This window comes from Geodermatophilus sp. FMUSA9-8, assembly GCF_037034165.1.
In the GTDB taxonomy this organism is placed as follows: Bacteria; Actinomycetota; Actinomycetes; order Mycobacteriales; family Geodermatophilaceae; genus Geodermatophilus; species Geodermatophilus nigrescens.
Window position 1 is genome coordinate 233,789 of record NZ_JBAGKE010000003.1, and the last position, 20,067, is coordinate 253,855.

Here is a 20,067-nt window from a genome sequence, read left to right on the forward strand (position 1 = left end):
GAGGGTCTCCGCCATGACCTCGCAGCCCCTCCCCCTCGCGCGGTGACGCCGTGATCGTCGCCACCGACCTCACCAAGCGCTACGGCGACAAGGTCGCCGTCGACGGCGTCTCCTTCACCGTCCGCCCCGGCCACGTGACCGGGTTCCTCGGCCCGAACGGCGCCGGCAAGTCGACGACGATGCGGATGGTCATCGGCCTGGACCGGCCGACCTCCGGCACGGTCACCGTCGACGGCGCCCGCTACGCCGACTCCCCCGCCCCGCTGCGCGCGGTCGGCGCCCTGCTCGAGGCCCGCGCGCTGCACCCGGGCCGCACCGCCCGCGCGCACCTGCGCTGGATGGCGGCGAGCAACGGCATCCCGGACAGCCGGGTCGAGGAGGTGCTCGGCCTCGTCGGGCTCGAGGCGGTGGCCGGGCAGCGGGTGGGCCGCTTCTCCCTGGGCATGGGCCAGCGGCTGGGCATCGCCGCGGCGCTGCTCGGCGACCCGCCGGTCGTCGTCCTCGACGAGCCGGTCAACGGCCTGGACCCGGAGGGCATCCGCTGGGTGCGCACCCTGGCCCGCAGCCTCGCCGCCGAGGGCCGCACGGTGCTGGTGTCGAGCCACCTCATGTCGGAGATGGCGCTGACCGCCGACCACCTCGTCGTCATCGGCCGCGGCCGGGTGCTGGCCGACTGCCCGATGCCGCAGTTCATCGCCGAGCACGCCGCGTCCTTCGTCCGGGTGCGCAGCCCCCGCGCCGGGCAGCTCGCCGAGCTGTTGCGCCGCTCGGGTGCCGACGTCACCCGCGACGGCGACGAGCTGCACGTGCAGGGCGTCGACGCCGCGACCACCGGCGAGCTCGCCGCGGGCGCCGGGCTGGCGCTGCACGAGCTCTCTCTCGTCACCTCCTCGCTCGAGGAGGCCTTCATGACCCTGACCGCCGGCAGCGTCGAGTACGCGGCCGCCCGCCCCTCCGCTCCGCAGACCGAGGTGACCCGGTGACCGCACCGACCCTGACCGCGCCCCGCACCGCCGCGGCGCCCGCCCGCGCCGGCCTCGGCCGCGCCCTGCACGCCGAGTGGATCAAGCTCTGGACGGTGCGCTCGACCGGCTGGTCGGTCGTGTCGATGGTCGCGCTCGGCGCCGGCCTGACCACGTTGATCTGCGCGCTCATCGCCCCCGACCTCGCCGCCGGGGCCGAGAACGAGCCGGTCGGCGCGTTCATCACCTGGGGCCTGCTGTTCGCCCAGGTGACCGCCGTCGTCCTCGGGGCGCTCGCGGTCACCAGCGAGTACGGCACCGGGATGATCCGGGCGACGCTGGCCGCCACCCCGCGCCGCGGCACGGTCCTCGTGGCGAAGGCGGTCGTGCTCTCCGCCGTTCTGTTCGTCGCCGGCGTCGTCACCGCGACCCTCGGCTGGCTGGGCGGCAACGCCTTCCTCTCCGCCGAGGGCATCGGGATCGGCCTGGGCGACGACGGCATGCTGCGCTCGCTGCTCGGCTCCGGGCTCTACATGGCCGGCCTCGGCCTGCTCGCGATGTGCGCCGGGCTGCTGCTGCGCTCGACCGCCGCGGTGGTGTCGGTGGTGCTCGCGGTGGTGTTCCTCGTCGGCAACCTGGTGATGCTGCTGCCGGGCGCGCTCGGCGAGTGGCTCACCAAGCTGATGCCGGGCAACGCGGGCTCGCGGATCGCGATGCCGGAGTCGTTCAACCCGGTGCTGCTCGAGCCGTGGACCGGCTTCGCCGTCTTCGCCGCCGAGGTCGCCGTCGTCCTCGCCGTCGGGGCGCTGGTCTTCACCCGCCGCGACGCCTGAGAGCGGAAGGCAATGGAAGCTATCCGCACGTCCTGGCCCCCAGGACGTGCGGATAGCTTCCTATGCCGCGTCACCGGGACGGCGACGGGCGTGCACAGTGGAGGGGTGACCTCCCCCGACCCCACCGCCGCCGACCCGACCGCCCTCGGCCGCGAGCGCGCCGCCGCCCTGCTCGACCGCCTGCAGGCCGGCGACGGCCCCGGCGCCGACGCCGTCCTCGCCGACGTCGCCGAGGTGCGCGACCTGGTCTACGTCGGCGCGGCGCTCACCTCGCTGGCCCGCGCCGAGGGCCGCTCGCTCCCGCCGGCCCAGCGGGCGCAGGCCAACACCCGCCAGCTGAACCTCGGTGCCGTCCGCGACGCCGCCCGCAACGACCCCGCCGCGCTGCGCGTGTGGCTGCGCCGCTCGGCCGAGGAGCTGCTCCTGCTGCGGGGGCTGCGCGCGGCCGCCGACGCGATCGCCGGCTGAGCCTCAGGCCGGGACCGGGTCCGGCACGGACACGGGGACGACGGCGGTCCGCGGCTCCAGGTGCACCCCGGCGATCATGCAGCGCACCGAGCCGCCCGCCAGCTCCACGGTGGGCACCGCCACCGGCAGCAGCCGCGCGGAGGCCTCCACCACCGCCCGCTGCTCCCGCGTCAGGCTCGCCGCCGCCCGAGCCGACAGCGCGAGCACCGGGCCGTCGCTGCCCTGCACCTCCAGCGCGTTGCCGGCGAACTCCCCCACCTGCGCGGCGGTGAGCGGGACGACGGTGCGCCCGCCGGCGGCGAGCCGCTCGGCCAGCCGGGACCGCTCCGCCGCCGACGGCAGCAGCTCCAGGCCGGCCAGCGCGTACTCGCCGGCCACGCTCATCAGCACGTTGGTGTGGTAGACCGCGCGGCCCCCGGCGTCGACGGCGTCGAACACGACCGGCTCGTAGCCGAACCCACGGCAGAACCGGTCGAGCGCGACCGGGTCCACCCGCCGCGAGCGGGCCACGTAGGCCACCCGCGCGACGTGGTCGAGCACCATCGCGCCGGTGCCCTCGAGGAAGACGCCGTCGTGCTCGAGGCCGGAGAGGTCCACCACCTCGTGCACGCGGTAGGCGGCCTTGAGGAACTCGACGACGTCGCCGCGCCGCTCCCGCCGCCGGTTCTCCGCGTACATCGGGAACAGCGCCACCCGGCCGTCGGCGTGGGTGGACAGCCAGTTGTTCGGGAAGACGCTGTCGGGCCGGTCGGGCTCGGGGTCGTCGAACAGGTGCACCCGCACGCCGGCGTCGGTGAGCGCGTCGGCCAGCGCCGTCACCTCGTCGTGCGCCCGGCGGGCGAGGACCGCCGGGTCCTCCCCCACGGCCGCGGCCTGGAAGGCGTCGTCGGCGAGGGTGAGCGGGTTGGGCCGGAAGGCGTGCGGCCGCACCAGGACGACGGCCGCGGGCGCCTGACCGGGGGCGGTCACGAACCGATCGGCAGGAGCGCGGTGAGCATGCCGAAGAGGTCCTTGGGGTCCTCCGGCTCGGCGACGAGGTCGATGTCGTCGACCCACGGCGTGCCGCGCACGGCGTCGCGGACGTAGCGCAGCGCGGAGAGGTCCTCGATCGCGAAGCCGACCGAGTCGAACAGCGTCACCTGCGACGCCGAGGAGCGCCCGGGGCGGCGGCCGGCGACGACCTCCCACAGCTCGGTCACCGGGAAGTCGGCCGGCACGGCCTGGATCTCGCCCTCGATGCGGGTCTGCGGCGGGAACTCGACGAACACCTCGACGTCGTCGCGCAGCAGGATCGTCGGGTCGAGCTCGGTCTTGCCGGGGCAGTCGCCGCCGATGGCGTTGAGGTGCATCCCGGGCTCGATCCACTCGTCCTGCAGGACCGTGGCGCGGGCCTTGTCGGCGGTGCAGGTGGTGACGACGTCGGCGCCGCGGACCGCCTCGCGCCCGGAGGCGGCGATCGTCACGTCGAAGCCCAGCGGGGTCAGGTTGCGGGCGAGCTTGGCCATGGCGGCGGGGTCGGTGTCCCAGACGGTGACCTCGGAGATGCCCAGCGCGGCGCGCATGCCCAGCGCCTGGAACTCGGCCTGGCTGCCGGCGCCGATCAGCGCCAGGCGCCGCGAGTCGGGGCGGGCGAGGTGGCGGGCGACCATCGCCGACATGGCGGCCGTGCGCAGCGCCGTCAGGAGGGTCATCTCGGCGAGGAAGACGGGGTAGCCGTTGTGCACGTCGGCCAGGGCGCCGAAGGCGGAGACGGTCTGGTAGCCCCGGGCGGGGTTGCTCGGGTGCCCGTTGACGTACTTGAAGGCGTAGGTCTCGCCGTCGCTGGTCGGCATGAGCTCGATGACGCCGAAGGGCGTGTGGCTGCCGACCCGGGCGATCTTGTCGAAGGACTCCCAGCGGGCGAAGTCCTGCTCGATGTACCGGGAGATGCCGTCGATGATCCGCTCGGGACCGGTCTCGGCCGTCCAGCGGACCATGTTGCGCACGTCGACGAAGAGCGTCATGCGCAGAAGGTAGGGCTGGGCGATTTGCACACACAATGAGCGATGAGCGCGCGTTCTGTGCAGGGTCTGGTCAGTCTGTGGAGATCACCCGTACATTTCGCACATGGCGGACCTCAGCGAGCTCGACCGGCGGCTGCTCTCGGCCCTCCGGGAGGACGGCCGGGCCCCGGTGGCCGAGCTGGCGCGCCGGCTCGGCGTCACCCGCGCGACCGTGACCAGCCACCTCGACCGGCTCGTCGCCGACGACGTGATCGTCGGGTTCACCGTCCGGGTGCGCGACGAGGCCGCGGCCGGCGGGGTGCGCGGGGTGTCGCTCATCGAGGTGGAGGGCCGGTCCACCGACGAGGTGATCCGGCGGCTGCGCGGCTTCCCGGAGATCGAGTCGATGCACTCCACCAACGGCGCGTGGGACCTCGTCGCCGAGCACCGCACCGCCGACCTCGTGGAGTTCGACCGGCTGCTCAACCGCATGCGCTCGGTGCCCGGGGTGATCAACAGCCAGACGAGCCTGCTGCTGACCTCCGTGCTGCGCTGAGCGCTGAGCGCTCAGCCGCGGGTCGCTGCCCGCGCCAGCGGCAGCCCCGCCACCAGGACGCCCGCGACCAGCACGTAGCTCCACGGCAGGCCGACGCCGGCGGCGAGCAGGCCGAGCGCCAGCGCGCCGATCGCGGTGCCCGCGTCGAAGGAGGCGTTCCACATCGCGCTGGCCGCCGTCGAGCCGCCCTCCCCGGCCCGGGCGAAGGCGGTGACCAGCGTCAGGTTCTGCACCGCGCCGTAGCCCGCGCCGAACACCGCCGACCCGGCCAGCACCCAGCCCGCCCCGGCGCCCAGGCCCAGCGCCACCAGGGCGAGCCCGGCCGCGGCGACGACCAGCCCGGCGGGCAGCAGCAGGCGGGTGCCCACCCGGTCGGCGAGCAGGCCGGCCCGCCAGCGGGTGACCGCGCCGGTCGCGCCGAAGACGAGCAGCGCCGCCGTCGCGAGGACGCCGTCGGGCCGCTCGATCGGCAGGAAGGTGACCAGCCCGCCGCCGGCGAGGGTGACCAGCAGCAGCACCGCGGACGGCGCCAGCGCGGCCCGGACGGCGGCCCGCGAGGACCCGCCGGCCGCCCCCTGCCAGGGCACCGACCGGGCGAGCACCGGGACCAGCGGCAGCGCCAGCACCGGGGAGGCGGTCAGCCAGGCGAGCCAGCCCGGGTGCCCGTCCAGGACGAGCGCGGCGCCCGCGGGCACCGCCAGCAGGTTGGGGACGGCGATCGCCAGCCCGTACAGGCCGATCGACTCCCCGCGCCGCTCGGCCGGCGCCACCTGCGCGGCGAGCACCGCCCCGAGCACGGTCAGCACCGCGAAGCCCGCGCCGCGCACCGCCGAGACGGCCGACAGCCACACCACCCCGTCGTCGACGGCGTACAGCGGCGACGGCGCGCCCAGCGCGAGCAGCCCGGCCGCCAGCACGGGGCCGAGGCCCAGGCGGGCGGTGAGCGCGGGCACGACCGACTGCACGGCGATCGTGACGAGGAGGAAGACGGCGGTGACCACGCCGGCGGTGTCCGGGGAGGCGCCACCCGCGACCGCGTACGCGGGCAGCGAGGCCAGCGTCAGGCAGTAGCTGACGAACCCGAGCGTCGTGGCGCCCACCAGCGCCCGCATGGCCGGGAGCCGCCACAGCGACGTCCGCCCCGTCGTGCCCGGTGCCACCGCGTTCCCCCTCCGCGGGCGACCTCGCCCGGCGGCCCAGCATGACCGCTGCCTCCCGGCGGCCGCCGGGTAGGGGGTGCCCGTGCTGCTGACCGTGGGCCACGGCCCCGACGACCGCGACCGCCTCGGCGCGCGCCTCGCCGTGGCCGGGGTGACGTCGCTGGTCGACGTGCGCCGCTTCCCCGGCAGCCGCGGCAACCCCGACGTCCGGAGTGACCGGCGTCCTGGCTCAGCGTGACGCGTCCTGGCTCACGGTCGGCGATGAGCCAGGACGCAGCACGATCAGGCGGCCTGATCGTGCTGCGAACGGTCAGCCCATGTGCGGGTAGCGGTGGTCGGTCGGCGGGGCGAACGTCTCCTTGATCGAGCGCGTCGACGTCCAGCGCTGCAGGTTCTGCGCCGCGCCGGCCTTGTCGTTGGTGCCCGAGGCCCGGCCGCCGCCGAAGGGCTGCTGGCCGACGACGGCGCCGGTCGGCTTGTCGTTGACGTAGAAGTTGCCCGCCGCGAACCGCAGGGCGTGCTGGGCGTGCGCGATCGCCGCCCGGTCCTGGGCGATCACCGCGCCGGTGAGCGCGTACGGCGCCACCGACTCCATCTGGGTGAGCACGGCGTCGTAGTCGGCGTCGTCGTAGACGTGCACCGCCAGCACGGGGCCGAAGTACTCGGTGGTGAACACCTCGTGCCCGGGGTCGGTGCCCTCGATGATCGTCGGGCGCACGAAGAAGCCCTCGGAGTCGTCCTTCTGCCCGCCGGCCACGATCGACAGCGCGGGGTCGTCGTCGACGCGGTCGATGACGCCGGACAGCTTGGAGAACGACTTCCGGTCGATGACCGCGCCCATGAAGTTCGACAGGTCGGTGACGTCGCCCATGGTCAGCGACTCGGTGGTGGCGACCAGGTCGTCGCGCAGCCGCGTCCACACCGACCGCGGCACGTAGGCGCGCGAGGCCGCGGAGCACTTCTGCCCCTGGTACTCGAACGCGCCGCGGACCAGCGCGGTGCGCAGCACGTCGACGTCGGCCGAGGGGTGGGCGACGACGAAGTCCTTGCCGCCGGTCTCCCCGACGACCCGCGGGTAGCCGCGGTAGTTCGCGATGTTCTCCCCCACCGTGCGCCACAGGTGCTGGAACACCGGGGTGGACCCGGTGAAGTGGATGCCGGCGAGGTCGCGGTCGGCGAGCACCACCTCGGAGACGGGGATGCCGTCGCCGGGGAGCATGTTGATCACACCGGGCGGCAGGCCGGCCGCCTCGAGCAGCCGCATGAGGAAGTGCGCGGCGAACTGCTGGGTGGGGGCGGGCTTCCAGACGACGGTGTTGCCCATGAGCGCCGGCGCGGTGGGCAGGTTGCCGGCGATCGCGGTGAAGTTGAACGGCGTGACCGCGTAGACGAAGCCCTCCAGCGGCCGGTGGTCGCTGCGGTTCCACACGCCCGGCGAGGACTCCGGCTGGGCCGAGAGCACCTCGCGGGCGAAGTGCACGTTCCAGCGCCAGAAGTCGACGAGCTCGCACGCCGAGTCGATCTCGGCCTGCTGGGCGGTCTTCGACTGGCCGAGCATCGTGGCCGCGTTGAGCGTCTGCCGCCACGGCCCGGCCAGCAGCTCGGCGGCCTTGAGGAACACCGCGGCGCGGTCGTCGAAGGACAGGTCACGCCAGGCCGGCGCGGCCGCCTTGGCGGTGGCCACGGCCTCCTCGGCGTCGGCGTGGGTGGCGTGCGCGGCGGTGCCGAGGACGGCGGCGTGCCGGTGCGGCTGGACGACGTCGAAGCGCTCGCCGCCGGCCATCCGCTGCTTGTCGCCGATGGTCAGCGTCAGCTCCAGCGGCTCGGCGGCGAGCTCGGCCAGCCGGGTCTCGAGCGCGGCCCGTTCGGGCGAGCCGGGGGCGTAGCCGAGCACCGGCTCGTTGCGCGGCGGGGGGACGCGGGTGGTGCCGTCCATGACAGGGCCTCCTGGTCGGGTCAGCGGGAGACGAGGGCGCGCAGGAAGAAGCGCAGGTTGGCCGGGCGCTCGGCGAGCCGGCGGGTGAAGTAGCCGTACCAGTCGCGGCCGTAGGGGACGTAGGCCCGCACGCGGGTGCCCGAGGCCGCCAGCCGCTGCTGCTCGTCGGTGCGGATGCCGTGGAGCATCTGCACCTCCCACGAGTCCGCGGTGCGGCCGTACTCGGCGGCCAGGCGCTGCGCGAGGTCGACCATCGCGGGGTCGTGGCTGCCGACCATCGGGTACCCGGGGCCGCGCATGAGCACGCCCAGGCAGCGGGCGTAGGCGGCGTCGACGTCGCGGCGGCCCTGGTGGGCGGCCGACGGCGGCTCGTCGTAGGCGCCCTTGACCAGCCGCACCCGCGAGCCCGGCGTGGCCAGCGCCCGCACGTCGTCCTCGGTGCGGCGCAGCGCGGCCTGCAGGACGGCGCCGGTGCCCGGGTGGTCGCGGCGCAGCTCGGCGAGGACGGCGAGGGTCGAGTCGACCGTCGTGGAGTCCTCCATGTCGAGGGTGACGGTGGTGCCGATCGCGGCGGCCGCCTCCACCACCGGGCGCACCAGGTCCAGCGCGAGGTCGTGCCCGCCGGGCAGCGCCTGGCCGAACGCCGACAGCTTCACCGACACCTCGGCGTCCGGGCCGAGGCCCAGCGGCGCGAGGCCCTCGAGCAGCGCCAGGTAGGCGTCGCGGGAGGCGCGCGCCTCCTCGGGCTCGGTCACGTCCTCGCCGAGGTGGTCGAGGGTGACCGCGATGCCCTCGCCGGTCAGCCGGCGGACCACCGCGAGCGCCTCGGGCAGCGTCTCGCCGGCCACGAACCGCTCGACCACCCGCCGCGTCACCGGCGTCCCCACCAGCGCCCGGCGCAGCGCCGGGCGCCGCGAGGCGCCCAGCAGGACCGTCTTCGTCGTCAGCACCTGCATCCCTCCGTCCCCGTCGTCGGGACCGACGCTAGGGATGCCGGGACGCGCCTGCCAGGGACAGACGCACGGCGCCGTCTCATACAGTCGTATGGTGCGCGACGACCTGCAGGACGTGGTGGACGAGGTGGCGCGGCTGCTCGCCGCCCCCGCGACGCTCGAGGACGTCGACTTCACGCTGGTCGCCTACGCCGCGCACCCGCTGGAGGACGGGGACGTCCCCGCGATGGACGCCGTCCGCACCCGCTCGATCCTCGGCCGCGGCTCCACCCCGGCCACCCGCCGCTGGTTCGAGGACCTCGGCATCACCCGCGCACGGGGGCCGCTGCGCACCCCCGCCGACCCGGACGCCGGCATCCTCACCCGGCTGCTGCTCCCGGTCCGGCACGCCGACCGCACCCTCGGCTACCTGTGGCTGCTCGACGGCGGCCGGACCGACCCGGCCGACGAGAGCGACCCCGCGCTGGCCGCCGCGGTGGCCCTGGCCGCCCGCGCCGGGGAGCTGCTGGCCCGCCGGCAGGAGGAGGACGACGACGGCGCCGCGCTGGCCGCCCTGCTCGGCGGCACCGCGGCCGGGCGCGAGCGGGCCGCAGCCGCCCTCGCCGCCCGGTTCGACGGTGCCGGCGTCGCGCTGGTCGCGCTGCGCCCGGCCGGCGGCGCGCTGCCGGCCGGCTGGCGCCCGCCCGCGGGCGCGGCGGTGGTGGGCGACGAGGTCGCCGTCGCCGTCCGGCTCCCCCGCCCCGGCGACCCGCGCCCGGCCGGCGCCGCCGCGGCCGCCGCGCTGGCGCGGCTGCCCGCCGGCAGCAGCGCCGGGGTGGCCGAGCCCGCGACCGCCGTGGCGGACCTGCCCGGGCGGTGGGCGCAGGCCCGGTCGGCCGCGGCGGTGGCCGCCGTCGTGCCGCGGCTGGCGCCGGTCGCCTCCTGGGCCGAGCTCGGCGGCTGGCGCACCGCGGCGGCGATGGCGGCGCCCGACCCCGCCGTCGCGCCGCTACTGGCCGAGCCGGCGCTGGCCGCCACCGCCGAGGCCTACCTCGACACCGCCGGCAGCGTGGCGCGGACGTCGGCCGCGCTGGGCATCCACCGGCAGACGCTGTACTACCGGCTGGCCCGGATCACCGCCCTGACCGGCCTCGACCTCGCCGACGGCGACACCCGCCTGCTGGTCCACGCCTCGCTGCGGCGGGCCCGGCTGCCCTGAGGTCCGCCGCCCCGGTGCTCAGCGCCGGGCGAGCTCGCGCTCGGCGGCGGCCAGCACGCGGGGCACCAGGCGGCGGTGCACGGCCGACAGCGGCGGCCACAGCAGCCGGCCCCACGGGCGGTCGTAGCGCAGGCTCGTCGTCCAGGTGACCCGGCGCCCGGCGGTCCGGACGACCATCTCGGCGCTCAGCGACGCCGACGCGGTCTCCAGCCGGATCCGGTCCGGGGCGCGCTCCCCCACCCGCCAGCCCGCCACGGTGTCCGGCGAGCGCCGCGGGTCCAGGCGGAAGCCGAGCAGGACGCGCCAGATGAGCACCTCCGCCGGGCTCGGGACGTCGCCGAACAGCGCCCGGGCCCACTCCTCGGCGCCTGCCTCCACGCCGGTGGCCAGGGTGCACCGGTCGGCGTAGTGGACGGCATCCAGGGAACTCCCCGCCCGGTCGGCGGCGAGCGCGCCGCGGACCACACCCGTGCTGGTGACCATGCCGGTCCTCCCTCTCGTATACGGTTCCGTACGCACGACGGTAGCGGTTGTATACGGTGGCGTACAGGAGGTCGGGTGGGCACGGTCCGGACGCCGCGGGAGCGCTGGGTCGAGGAGGGCCTGCGGGCGCTGGCCGCCGGCGGGCCCGACGCCGTCCGCGTCGAGGTGCTGGCGAAGGCGATCGGCGTCACCAAGGGCGGCTTCTACGGCCACTTCGCCGACCGCGGGGCCCTGCTGACGGCGGTCCTCGACGCCTGGGAGCGCGAGGCCACCGACGACGTCCTCGCCCGCGTGGACCGCGAGGGCGGCGACCCGCGCGCCCGCGCCGTCCGGGCCGGCGCGCTCACCTTCTCCGGCGACCGCCTGCTGCCGGTCGACCTCGCCGTCCGCGACTGGGCGCGGCGCGACCCCGCCGTCGCGGAACGGCTGCGGCGGGTCGACGGCCGGCGCATGGACCTGCTGCGCGAGGTGATCGGCGCGACCGTCAGCGACCCCGACGAGGTCGAGGCGCGCAGCCTGGTGGCCTTCTGCGTCGCGATCGGCGAGCACCTCCTGGCCGCCGACCACCGGGGGCGCAGCCGGGCCGAGGTGCTCCGGCGGGCGGCGGACCTCGTGCTCGGACCGCGGGGAGGGTGACCGGAACCACCCGGGTGGTTGCGGAACCCATCCGTCTCGCCGCGACGGCGTCAGCGGCCTGGCCTACCCTCGGGTGGCTGATGGCTGCGGGAGGAGAGGCGTTGCCTCGAGACGCGGGCGGCGCCGGCGACGTCCTCCGGGACCTCCGCACGGCCACCGCCGTGGAGCACGAGCAGGTCGAGACCACGCTCGGGCTCATGGACCACGACCTGGACGCCGACCGCCTGGCCGGCGTCCTGGGTCTGCTGCACGCCTTCTGGCGCGCCGCCGAGGAGGGCCTCGACGCCTGGGCCGCCGCCCACCCCGCCGATGCCGCGGCCCTGCAGTGGGACCGCCGCCGCCGCGCCGGCGTCTACGCCGCCGACCTCGCCGCGCTCGGCGCCGACCCCGCCGACGGCGACCGTCCTGCGCTGCCCGCCGTCCCCGACACCGACGCCGCGCTGGGCCGGATGTACGTGCTCGAGGGCTCCACGCTGGGCGGCACGTTCATCGACCGGCACCTGGCCTCGCTCCCCGGCCTCGCCGGCGGCCCCCGGCTGCGGGCGTTCAGCCCCTACGGCGAGGACACCGGCGCCATGTGGGCGGCCTTCCGCCGGTTCACCCGCGCGCACGTGGAGGGCGGCGGTGACGCCGGCCGGGTCGTGGCCGCCGCCCGCTCGACCTTCGCCGACCTCGCCGGCTGGTGCGCTCCCGCCGCCCGGCCGCAGGGGGCACCCGCGTGACCGACGTCGACGCCACGTCAGGGGCAGACGTCGCCTGGCTGGCCCCGGGCGAACCGGTCGACCTCGACAACTGCGCCCGCGAGCCCATCCACGTGCCGGGCAGCGTCCAGCCGCGCGGCGTGCTGCTGGCGGTCAGCGAGCCCGACCTCGTCGTCGTCCAGGCATCGGAGAACCTCGCCGGGCTGACCGGGGTGGTCTGGTCCGACGCGCTCGGCCGGCCGCTCGCCGACGTCCTCGGCGTGGCGCCGAGCGACGCGATCGTCCGCTCGGCCAGCGCCTTCGGCGACCTGCGCGAGCGCAACCCGGTCGAGGTGACCCTCGACGTCGACGGCGACCCCGTCCCGGTCGACGCGATCCTGCACCGCGCCGTCCTCGGCGGCGCCCGCGACGGCCACGGCCAGCCGGTCGACGGCGAGCCGCCGCTCACCAACCTCGTGGTGGAGCTGGAGCCCGCCCGCGGGCCGCGGCCGTTCTCCTTCCCGAACACCTACCAGGCGGTGCGCGGCACGGTCACCGAGCTCAACCGGGCGAGCAGCCTGCAGGACCTCTACGACATCACCGCCCGCGCCGTCCGGGCCCTCACCGGCTTCGACCGCGTGATGGTCTACCGCTACGACGCCGACTACAACGGCGAGGTCGTGGCCGAGGCGAGGGTCGAGGGCCTCAACTCCTTCCTCGGCCTGCACTACCCCGCCTCCGACATCCCGGCGCAGGCGCGGGCGCTGTACGAGAAGAACTGGCTGCGGCTGATCAGCGACGTCGACTACGAGCCGAGCCGCATCCAGCCGGTCGCGCACCCGGCCACCGGGCAGCCGCTGGACCTGACCTACTCGACGCTGCGCAGCGTCTCCCCCATCCACGTCGAGTACCTGCAGAACATGGGCGTGCGCGCCTCGATGTCGATCTCGCTGCTGCAGGACGACCGGCTGTGGGGGCTCATCGCCTGCCACCACTACGCCGGCCCCCACCAGCCGCCGTTCGCCACCCGCGCGGCCGCGGAGTTCCTCGGCTCGACGCTGTCGTTGCGGCTGGTCGACCGCACCGCCGAGGACGAGGTGCACCGGGCACTGCAGGTGCGCTCGACGATGGCGTGGCTGACCGCCGCCACCCTCGACGAGGACCGCCCGCTCGCCGACACGCTGCTGGGCGGCACGAGCCTCCTCGACGTCCTGCCCGCCGACGGCGTCACGGTGTGCCTGCAGGGCAGCAGCGGGACCAAGGGCGAGGCGCTGCCCGGCGACGTCCTGGAGCGCGTCGTGTCCTGGGCGGCCGCGCGCGGCGAGGAGCTGGTCGCCACCGACACGCTGCAGCAGGACGCCCCGCACCTCGGCGTCCCGCTCGACGTCGTCGCCGGCGTGCTGGTCCTGCCGCTGCCCGAGGGCCAGTACGTGCTGTGGCACCGCCGCGAGGCCGTGCGGCACGTCGACTGGGGCGGCGACCCGCACAACAAGGCCCTCGCCGAGCGCGAGGGCGACGAGGTGCGGCTCAGCCCGCGCAAGAGCTTCGACCGCTGGCGGGAGACGGTGCGCGAGCGCTCGCAGCCGTGGACGCCGCAGGAACGCGGGGAGGTCCTGCAGCTGCGCGGGCACCTGCTCGAGGCGCTCTACGCCCGCTCGCGCAGCATCGTCCGGGCCGCGGAGACGCTGCAGCGCAGCCTGCTGTCCGACCCGACGACCACCGACGGCCTCGAGGTCGCGGTGCGCTACGTGCCGGCCACCCGCGAGGCCCAGGTCGGGGGCGACTGGTACGACGTCTTCGGCCAGCCCGACGGCTCGACCATGCTCGTGATCGGCGACGTCGTCGGCCACGACGTGCAGGCCGCGGCGTGCATGGCGCAGTTGCGCGGGCTGCTGCGCGGCATCGCCTACGACAACGGCGACAGCCCGGCGCGGGTCCTCGGCCGGCTCGACGCCGCGATCGAGGGCCTCGACCTCCGGGCGATGGCCACCGTGCTGGTGGCCCGCCTCTCCCCGTCCGACGACGGCGGCGCGGCGACGCTGCGCTGGTCGAGCGCCGGGCACCTGCCCCCGGTGACCGCCGGCCCCGACGGCACCGCCGTCACGCTGACCGGCGGCCGGCCCGGCCTCCTGCTGGGCGTGAGCCCCGCGGCTCCCCGCGTCGACGCCGAGGTGCGGCTCGAGGCCGGCTCGACGCTGCTGCTCTACACCGACGGGCTCGTCGAGCGCCGCGACGAGGGCTTCGACGACGGCATCGACCGCCTCGGCGTGGCCCTCGCCGACCTGCGCGACGCCTCCGTCGAGGAGGTCAGCGACGCGGTGCTCGCCCGGCTCGTGCCGGAGGGCGCCGAGGACGACGTCGCGCTCGTGGCGGTCCGCCTCCGGAGCTGACGGGCCGGCCGGCGCGGGTCTCCCCGCACCGGCCGGCCCTCCCGGTCACGCCGGGTCGGAGAACCCGGCTTCCAGGCCGTCGCCCTGCGCGCCGCCGTCGGCCGGCAGCGGCGCCTCGTCCTCGGCCGCCCGCACCTCCGCGTCGTTGTCCTGCGGGGCGCGGTCGACGCCGCGCGTGAACTCGGCGAGCAGGCGCTCCTCGTCGGGGCGCAGGTCGCCGGTGCCGAGGCGCTCGCCCGGCTGCCCGGCGTCGGAGCCGGAGGCCATGCCGCTGTCGGGCAGGTCGGGGTCGGTCACGGTCGCCCTCCGGTCAGCGCGGGAAGTTCGGCTCGAGCCGCGGCACGATCTGCATCTCCGGCACGTACGCCGCCGGGTGCATGGTGACCAGCGTGCGGACGGCGTCGGCCACCGCCGCGGGCGGCATCATCAGGTGCCCGGGGATGCCCCACTGCTCCATCATCGGGGTGTCCATGGCGGCCGGGATGACGCTCATGACCCGCGCCGGGAAGGGCCGCTCGCTGCCGTCCTCGGCCTGCACGGCCTTCTCCCGCAGCTCGCGCTGGATGCAGCGGGTGGCGTTGAGGAAGCCGGCCTTGGAGCCGTTGTAGGCGATGGCGCCGCTGCCCGAGGTGATCGCCGACAGCGACACGACGTGCACGACGTCGGCGATGCGGCCCTCGGGCAGGTGCTGCACCCGCTTCATGAACTCGCTGGTGAGGAAGACCGGCCCCTCGCAGTTGACCGCCATGACCCGGCGGTAGTCGTCGAGGTCGATGTCGGTGATGTAGCCCGGGCGGTCGATGCCGGCCACGTTGACCAGCAGGTCGAAGGCGTCCCCGTGCTGGTCGAAGAGCTGCGCGACGACCGCGCGGCGGGCCGCGTCGTCGGTCACGTCGAGCGCGACGACGTCGGCGCTGCCGCCGGCGTCGGTCACCAGGTCGCGGGTCCGCGCGCTGCCGTCGGCGTCGATGTCGGCGACGACGACGTGCGCGCCGGCCTCGGCCAGCGACAGGCACGTCGCCCGGCCCAGCCCGCTGGCCCCGCCGGTGACCAGCGCCACGCGGCCCTTGAGCTCCCCTGCCACCCGTTCCTCCGTTCCGGCCCGCGCGGGGCCGTGATCACGATCCGTCCCCGCCACTCTCGCCGAGGACCGCGCGCCCCGCAGGTCGGGACGCCCCCTGCGCGCGGACGGCGGGTCAGGCGGGGGCGGCCCAGGCGTCGGCGAGCGTGACGGTCACCAGCTGCCGGCTCCCGACCAGCGCGAGCATCTGGTCGAGCACCGCGGTGAGCGAGGGCTGGTTGGCGTGGCCGACGACGATCGCCCGCGCGGTGAACCACTGCTCGGCGGCGGCCATGAGCCCCTCGGCGGACACCACCCGGCCGTCGTCGAAGGTGCCGTTCCACATGACCGTCGTCGGGTGGCCGAGGTCGGCGGCGATGGCGTCGACACGCTCGTCGTGCGAGCCGAAGGGCGGCCGCCAGAACGGGGTGGCGGTCACGCCGAGGGTGCGCCGCAGGAAGTCCTGGTTGCGCCGCAGCTCCTCGGCGACCTCGGCGTCGGACACGGTGGTGAGGTCGGGGTGCGACCAGGTGTGGTTGCCGAAGGCGACCTGGCCGGACTCGATGAGCGGCCACAGGTCGCGGGCGTTGTCGCCCCACGTGCGGTAGCTGCCGTTGGGGAAGAAGGTCAGCCGGGTGCCGGTGTCGCGGCACAGGGCGACCAGCGCGGCGACCACCTCGCCGTTGCTGCCGTCGTCGATGGTCAGGGCCAGCTGCGGGCCGTCCCCCGGCAGCTCCTGCACCACGCCCGCCGGTGCGGGCGCCGCGACGATGCCGCCCGGGCCGGTCGGCGTCGCGGGCGCCGGTGTCCGGGCGGGCGCGGGGTCGGATGCGGCCAGGTCGAGGCCGGCGGCGCCGCGCCCGACGGCGGCGCCGGTGAGCCCGGCGGCGAGGAGGTACAGGAAGCCCCGGCGGTCCACGCGGCGGACGCTAGGAGCACCCCGCGGCGCGTCCCGGGCAGCGACACAGCGGCGCTCGCGCGCCGGGCACTCTGCGTGGGGTGCCGGCTACGCCGCCGGGACCAGCCCGGCCTGCTCGATGAGGCGCGCCTGCTCCCGGCACCACGGCGACCACTCGTCGAACTCGGAGTCCTCCTGGCGACGGCGGAAGTCGGCCCACCCGAGCAGCTCCCACTCCCCCACCTCGCTCGGGTCGGGGTCGGGCGTGCCGGTGAACCGGCCGAGGTAGACGGGGCAGACCTCGTTCTCCACGACGCCGCGGAACTCCGCGCGGTAGCGGTACCCGGGCAGCGCCGGGCGCAGGTCGGCCACCTGCAGGCCCAGCTCCTGCGCGGCGCGGCGGGCGATCGCGGCGGCGTCGTCCTCACCGGGCCCGGGGTGGCCGCAGACGGTGTTGGTCCACATGCCGGGGAAGGTCTGCTTGTCCTCGGCGCGGCGGGTGACCAGCAGCCGGCCGTCGTCGGCGAACAGGTAGGCCGAGAACGCGCGGTGCAGCGGCGTCTCGCCGTGGTGCACCAGCGGCTTGGGCATGGTGCCGATCGGCGCCCCGTCGTCGTCGACCAGCACGATAAGCTCCGCCGCGGTCACCGTCACGCCGCCCATCCTCCCCGACGCCGGGGGTTCCGCCACAGGCCCTCCGGGCACCGGGGGGACATGGACCGGTTCCGCAACGACGGCCTGACCTTCGACGTCCGCGACGGCGGCCCGCCCGACGGCGAGCCGGTCGTCCTGCTGCACGGCTTCCCTCAGGACTCCTCCGCCTTCGACCGGATGGCGCCGCTGCTGCACGGCGCGGGGCTGCGCACCCTCGCCCCCGACCAGCGCGGCTACAGCCCCGGCGCCCGCCCCTCCGGCCGCTCGCCCTACCGGCTGCGCGCGGTGGCCGGCGACGTCGTCGCGCTGCTCGACGCGGCCGGCATCGAGCGCGCGCACGTCGTCGGGCACGACTGGGGCGGCGCGGTCGCGTGGGCGCTCGGCGCCTGGCACCCCGCCCGCGTCCGCACGGTGACGTCGCTGTCCACCCCGCACCCGGGCGCCGTCACCAAGGCCCTGCTCTCCAGCGACCAGTGCCTGCGCTCGTCCTACATGGCCGCCTTCCAGCTGCCGGTGCTGCCCGAGCGGCTGCTGCTGGCCCGCGACGGCGCGGCGCTGCGCGGCGTGCTGGAGAACGGCGACCTGCCGCCGGACGCCGTCGACCGCTACGTCGACCGGATGCGCGAGCCGGGCGCCCTGCCGGCCGCGCTGGCCTGGTACCGCGCGGTGCCGCTGGCCGCCCGCGACGCCGTCGGCCGGGTGGGCGTGCCGGTGCTCCACGTGTGGAGCACCGGTGATCCCTTCCTCGGCCGCACCGCAACCGAGCGCACGCGCGAGTTCGTCACCGGCCCCTACCGGCTCGAGGTGCTCGAGGGCGTGCCGCACTGGATCCCCGAGCTGGCCGCCGAGCGCGCCGCCGAGCTCGTGGTGGCGCACACCCGCACCGCCGCCTGAGCGCTCAGGCGGGCGGTCCGTCGGCCAGGGGCAGCCGCACCACGAACCGCGTCTCCCCCGGCCGCGACCGCACCTTGAGCACGCCGCCGTGCCGGGTGGTGACGATCCGCCAGGCGACGTCGAGGCCGAGCCCGGTGCCCTGGCCCACCGGCTTGGTGGTGAAGAACGGCTCGAACACCCGCCGCCGCAGCTCCTCGGGGATGCCCGGCCCGGTGTCGGCGACCTCCACGACGGCGGACTCCCCGTCCAGCGCGGTGCGCAGCGTCAGCGTGCCCTCCCCCGCCATCGCGTCGAGCGCGTTGTCGATGAGGTTGGTCCACACCTGGTTGAGCTCGGCGGCGAAGGCCGGCACCGGCGGCAGTGACCGGTCGTACTCCTTGACCACCCGGATGCCCGGGCCGGTCTTGGCGCTGAGCATCACCAGCGTCGCGTCGAGCCCCTCGTGCAGGTCGGTGGGCTGGTGCGGGGTGCGGTCCAGCTGCGAGTACTGCTTGGCCGCGCCGACCAGGTGGGTGATCCGGGCGGTGCTGTCGACGATCTCGGCCAGCAGCAGCTCGGTCTCCACCGTGTAGGCGAGCCACCGCAGCGCGGGCTCGAGGAAGTCCGCGTCGACGGCGCCGGCGACCTGGTCGAGCTCCGCGGGGCCGAGCCCGGCCGGCACGAACACCGACGCGAGCTCCCAGGGCCGGGCGACGTCGTGGTCGTCGAGCCAGTCCGACAGCTCGTCCTCGCGGTCGGAGCGCTGCAGCGCGGTGAGCTCCACGGCGCCGTCGATCCCGGCGACGAAGCGCTCCTGCAGCTCGGTCAGCCGCCGGAGCTGCTCGCCGTCGAAGCGGCCGTCGGCCAGCAGCGCGAGCTTGTGCCGCATGCCGGCCACCCGCTCGCGCAGCGAGGCGGTGGCCCGCGACGCCGCGGCCGCCGGGTTGTTGAGCTCGTGGGTGAGCCCGGCGGTCAGCTTGCCCAGCGCCAGCAGCCGCTCCCGCTGCGCCACGAGCTCCTCGGTGTTGCGGCTGCCGAGGAACAGCCCCTGCAGCAGGTGCACCGCCATGGGGAACCAGCGGCGGAACACGGCGGCGAACTCCCCGGCCGGCAGTGCCAGGAACGTGCAGTCGGTGACCGCCCGAACCGACGACGGGTAGACCTGCGGCACCTGGTCGCCCAGGTAGAACTGCACCGCGCCGGCGTAGACGCCGCGCTGGTCGGTGCGTGCGGTCTCCACCTCGTCGCGGCCCACCCGCCGGGTCATCCGCAGCGTGCCCGACAGCAGCACGTAGAAGCACTCGGCGGGCTCGCCCTCGGTGCAGACGTCGCTGCCCGCGGCCACGTCGACGACGTCGCCGGTCGAGGCCACCCAGGCCAGCTGCTCGGCGTCGAGGTCGCCGGAGAGGAACAGCTCGCGCACGTCGGGCGCGAGGCGGGTCGGCGCGCTCACCGCTCCTCCAGGTACCGGTGCACCAGCGTGACGGCCATGGCGCCCTCGCCCACGGCGGAGGCGACCCGCTTCACCGACTGGGCGCGCACGTCGCCGGCGACGAACACCCCGGGCAGGCCGGACTCGAGGAAGTACGGGTCGCGCTGCAGCCGCCAGCCCGGTGGCCGCTCGCCGTCGACGAGCAGCTCGGGACCGGTGAGCACGAAGCCGTGGTCGTCGCGATCGAGGACGCCGTCGAGCCAGTCGGTGCGCGGCTCGGCGCCGATGAAGACGAACAGGTGCGAGGTCTTCGCGGTGTGCACGGCGCCGTCGGGACCCACGAGGTCGATCTCCTCCAGGTGGTCCCCGCCGCGGACGGCGGTGACGGTGGTGCCGGTGCGGACGACGACGTTGGGCAGGTCGGCCAGCTGCTGGATGAGGTAGTGCGACATCGACGCCTCCAGCGACGGGCCGCGGACGAGCAGGGTGACGCAGCGGGCGTGGCGGGAGAAGAACACCGCCGACTGGCCCGCCGAGTTGGCCCCGCCGACGACGAAGACGTCCTGGTCGGCGCAGGCCTCCGCCTCGGTGAGCGCCGAGCCGTAGTAGACGCCGCGGCCGGTGAAGGAGTCGGCGCCGTTGGCCGGCAGCGTCCGGTAGGAGACGCCGGTGGCGAGGACGACGGCGTGCGCGGCGATGCTGCCGCCGTCGGCGAAGTGGACCACCCGGGCCGGGCCGCGGGCCTCCAGCGCGGTGACCTTGCGGGCGGTGAGCACCTCGGCGCCGACTTGGCCGCCTGCCGCCGGGCGCGGTCGGCGAGCTGCCCGCCGGAGACGCCGTCGGGGAAGCCCAGGTAGTTCTCGATGCGGCTGCTCTGCCCGGCCTGCCCGCCGGTGGCCTGGCGCTCCACGAG

General features: G+C 76.0%; 22 protein-coding genes. 10 read left to right on the forward strand and 12 right to left on the reverse strand.

Features of this window, described 5'->3' with window-relative positions; genetic code table 11:
- The first annotated feature begins 50 nt into the window (after window positions 1-50).
- The 3 genes from WA616_RS08240 to WA616_RS08250 all read left to right on the forward strand — a co-directional run bounded on the left by WA616_RS08240 (window position 51) and on the right by WA616_RS08250 (window position 2,263).
- Window positions 51-983, forward strand: coding sequence for an ABC transporter ATP-binding protein (locus tag WA616_RS08240; protein ID WP_336028849.1), 933 nt, complete (start codon window positions 51-53; stop codon window positions 981-983).
- Window positions 980-1,795 (forward strand): ABC transporter permease subunit, encoded by an 816-nt coding sequence (locus WA616_RS08245; protein ID WP_336028850.1) that lies wholly within the window; start codon window positions 980-982, stop codon window positions 1,793-1,795. Before WA616_RS08240 ends, WA616_RS08245 begins: the two co-directional genes overlap by 4 nt.
- Window positions 1,796-1,900: 105 nt before the next feature.
- Window positions 1,901-2,263 carry a hypothetical protein gene (locus WA616_RS08250; RefSeq protein ID WP_336028851.1) on the forward strand — a complete coding sequence of 121 codons (363 nt, stop codon included), beginning with the start codon at window positions 1,901-1,903 and terminating at the stop codon, window positions 2,261-2,263.
- A 3-nt stretch (window positions 2,264-2,266) separates the two neighbouring features.
- On the opposite strand, the gene ctlX is transcribed toward WA616_RS08250, so the two are convergent.
- Both ctlX and WA616_RS08260 read right to left on the reverse strand, forming a co-directional pair.
- Window positions 2,267-3,232, reverse strand: a complete 966-nt coding sequence (gene ctlX, locus WA616_RS08255) for a citrulline utilization hydrolase CtlX (RefSeq protein WP_336028852.1) — start codon at window positions 3,230-3,232, stop codon at window positions 2,267-2,269.
- On the reverse strand, window positions 3,229-4,266 hold the full coding sequence (locus WA616_RS08260; RefSeq protein WP_336028853.1) for an ornithine cyclodeaminase: 1,038 nt from the start codon (window positions 4,264-4,266) through the stop codon (window positions 3,229-3,231). Before WA616_RS08260 ends, ctlX begins: the two co-directional genes overlap by 4 nt.
- Before the next feature lie 103 nt (window positions 4,267-4,369).
- Between WA616_RS08260 and WA616_RS08265 the strand changes: the two genes are divergently transcribed.
- Window positions 4,370-4,801: an Lrp/AsnC family transcriptional regulator gene (locus tag WA616_RS08265; protein ID WP_073419061.1), complete on the forward strand. Its 432-nt coding sequence runs from the start codon at window positions 4,370-4,372 to the stop codon at window positions 4,799-4,801.
- Between the two features lie 11 nt (window positions 4,802-4,812).
- On the opposite strand, the gene WA616_RS08270 is transcribed toward WA616_RS08265, so the two are convergent.
- Complete coding sequence (locus WA616_RS08270; protein WP_336028855.1) at window positions 4,813-5,961, reverse strand: MFS transporter; 1,149 nt, start codon at window positions 5,959-5,961, stop codon at window positions 4,813-4,815.
- 82 nt (window positions 5,962-6,043) lie between these two features.
- On the opposite strand from WA616_RS08270, the gene WA616_RS08275 reads away from it, so the two are divergent.
- The gene (locus WA616_RS08275; RefSeq protein WP_336028856.1) at window positions 6,044-6,199 is read left to right on the forward strand and encodes a DUF488 family protein; all 156 of its coding nucleotides are present in this window, start codon (window positions 6,044-6,046) and stop codon (window positions 6,197-6,199) included.
- A gap of 72 nt (window positions 6,200-6,271) precedes the next feature.
- Here WA616_RS08275 and pruA read toward each other — a convergent pair whose 3' ends face one another.
- Entirely contained in the window at window positions 6,272-7,897 is a 1,626-nt protein-coding gene (gene pruA, locus WA616_RS08280; RefSeq protein WP_336028857.1) for an L-glutamate gamma-semialdehyde dehydrogenase, read from the reverse strand.
- Window positions 7,898-7,917: 20 nt separating this feature from the next.
- A complete protein-coding gene (locus WA616_RS08285; protein WP_336028858.1) occupies window positions 7,918-8,847 on the reverse strand; it encodes a proline dehydrogenase family protein in 930 nt (309 codons plus the stop codon).
- 94 nt (window positions 8,848-8,941) lie between these two features.
- On the opposite strand from WA616_RS08285, the gene WA616_RS08290 reads away from it, so the two are divergent.
- On the forward strand, window positions 8,942-10,048 hold the full coding sequence (locus WA616_RS08290) for a helix-turn-helix domain-containing protein (protein WP_336028859.1): 1,107 nt from the start codon (window positions 8,942-8,944) through the stop codon (window positions 10,046-10,048).
- A gap of 18 nt (window positions 10,049-10,066) precedes the next feature.
- Here WA616_RS08290 and WA616_RS08295 read toward each other — a convergent pair whose 3' ends face one another.
- Window positions 10,067-10,531 (reverse strand): DUF2867 domain-containing protein, encoded by a 465-nt coding sequence (locus WA616_RS08295; protein ID WP_336028861.1) that lies wholly within the window; start codon window positions 10,529-10,531, stop codon window positions 10,067-10,069.
- A gap of 75 nt (window positions 10,532-10,606) precedes the next feature.
- Between WA616_RS08295 and WA616_RS08300 the strand changes: the two genes are divergently transcribed.
- The 3 genes from WA616_RS08300 to WA616_RS08310 all read left to right on the forward strand — a co-directional run bounded on the left by WA616_RS08300 (window position 10,607) and on the right by WA616_RS08310 (window position 14,237).
- The gene (locus tag WA616_RS08300; RefSeq protein WP_336028862.1) at window positions 10,607-11,167 is read left to right on the forward strand and encodes a TetR/AcrR family transcriptional regulator; all 561 of its coding nucleotides are present in this window, start codon (window positions 10,607-10,609) and stop codon (window positions 11,165-11,167) included.
- A 101-nt stretch (window positions 11,168-11,268) separates the two neighbouring features.
- Window positions 11,269-11,889: a biliverdin-producing heme oxygenase gene (locus WA616_RS08305; RefSeq protein WP_336028863.1), complete on the forward strand. Its 621-nt coding sequence runs from the start codon at window positions 11,269-11,271 to the stop codon at window positions 11,887-11,889.
- The gene (locus WA616_RS08310; RefSeq protein WP_336028865.1) at window positions 11,886-14,237 is read left to right on the forward strand and encodes a SpoIIE family protein phosphatase; all 2,352 of its coding nucleotides are present in this window, start codon (window positions 11,886-11,888) and stop codon (window positions 14,235-14,237) included. The genes WA616_RS08305 and WA616_RS08310 overlap by 4 nt, the downstream gene beginning before the upstream one ends.
- Before the next feature lie 45 nt (window positions 14,238-14,282).
- Here WA616_RS08310 and WA616_RS08315 read toward each other — a convergent pair whose 3' ends face one another.
- From WA616_RS08315 to idi, 4 genes are all read right to left on the reverse strand, one after another.
- Entirely contained in the window at window positions 14,283-14,534 is a 252-nt protein-coding gene (locus tag WA616_RS08315; RefSeq protein ID WP_336028867.1) for a hypothetical protein, read from the reverse strand.
- A 13-nt stretch (window positions 14,535-14,547) separates the two neighbouring features.
- Complete coding sequence (locus WA616_RS08320; protein ID WP_336028868.1) at window positions 14,548-15,321, reverse strand: SDR family NAD(P)-dependent oxidoreductase; 774 nt, start codon at window positions 15,319-15,321, stop codon at window positions 14,548-14,550.
- A 112-nt stretch (window positions 15,322-15,433) separates the two neighbouring features.
- Complete coding sequence (locus tag WA616_RS08325) at window positions 15,434-16,216, reverse strand: polysaccharide deacetylase family protein (RefSeq protein WP_336028869.1); 783 nt, start codon at window positions 16,214-16,216, stop codon at window positions 15,434-15,436.
- A gap of 87 nt (window positions 16,217-16,303) precedes the next feature.
- Entirely contained in the window at window positions 16,304-16,849 is a 546-nt protein-coding gene (gene idi / locus WA616_RS08330; protein WP_336028870.1) for an isopentenyl-diphosphate Delta-isomerase, read from the reverse strand.
- Between the two features lie 60 nt (window positions 16,850-16,909).
- On the opposite strand from idi, the gene WA616_RS08335 reads away from it, so the two are divergent.
- Window positions 16,910-17,743 carry an alpha/beta fold hydrolase gene (locus WA616_RS08335; RefSeq protein ID WP_336028871.1) on the forward strand — a complete coding sequence of 278 codons (834 nt, stop codon included), beginning with the start codon at window positions 16,910-16,912 and terminating at the stop codon, window positions 17,741-17,743.
- A gap of 4 nt (window positions 17,744-17,747) precedes the next feature.
- Here WA616_RS08335 and WA616_RS08340 read toward each other — a convergent pair whose 3' ends face one another.
- Window positions 17,748-19,175: an ATP-binding protein gene (locus tag WA616_RS08340; protein ID WP_336028872.1), complete on the reverse strand. Its 1,428-nt coding sequence runs from the start codon at window positions 19,173-19,175 to the stop codon at window positions 17,748-17,750.
- A complete protein-coding gene (locus WA616_RS08345; protein ID WP_336028873.1) occupies window positions 19,172-19,930 on the reverse strand; it encodes an NAD(P)/FAD-dependent oxidoreductase in 759 nt (252 codons plus the stop codon). Before WA616_RS08345 ends, WA616_RS08340 begins: the two co-directional genes overlap by 4 nt.
- Window positions 19,931-20,067 lie beyond the last annotated feature (137 nt).

Excerpts from the sequence above, each read along its gene's own strand:
- WA616_RS08335 (WP_336028871.1), top strand. The coding sequence starts at position 16,910 with ATGGACCGGTTCCGCAACGACGGCCTGACCTTCGACGTCCGCGACGGC.
- pruA (WP_336028857.1), bottom strand. The coding sequence starts at position 7,897 with ATGGACGGCACCACCCGCGTCCCCCCGCCGCGCAACGAGCCGGTGCTC.
- WA616_RS08295 (WP_336028861.1), bottom strand. The coding sequence starts at position 10,531 with ATGGTCACCAGCACGGGTGTGGTCCGCGGCGCGCTCGCCGCCGACCGG.
- WA616_RS08290 (WP_336028859.1), top strand. The coding sequence starts at position 8,942 with ATGGTGCGCGACGACCTGCAGGACGTGGTGGACGAGGTGGCGCGGCTG.
- WA616_RS08260 (WP_336028853.1), bottom strand. The coding sequence starts at position 4,266 with ATGACGCTCTTCGTCGACGTGCGCAACATGGTCCGCTGGACGGCCGAG.
- WA616_RS08265 (WP_073419061.1), top strand. The coding sequence starts at position 4,370 with ATGGCGGACCTCAGCGAGCTCGACCGGCGGCTGCTCTCGGCCCTCCGG.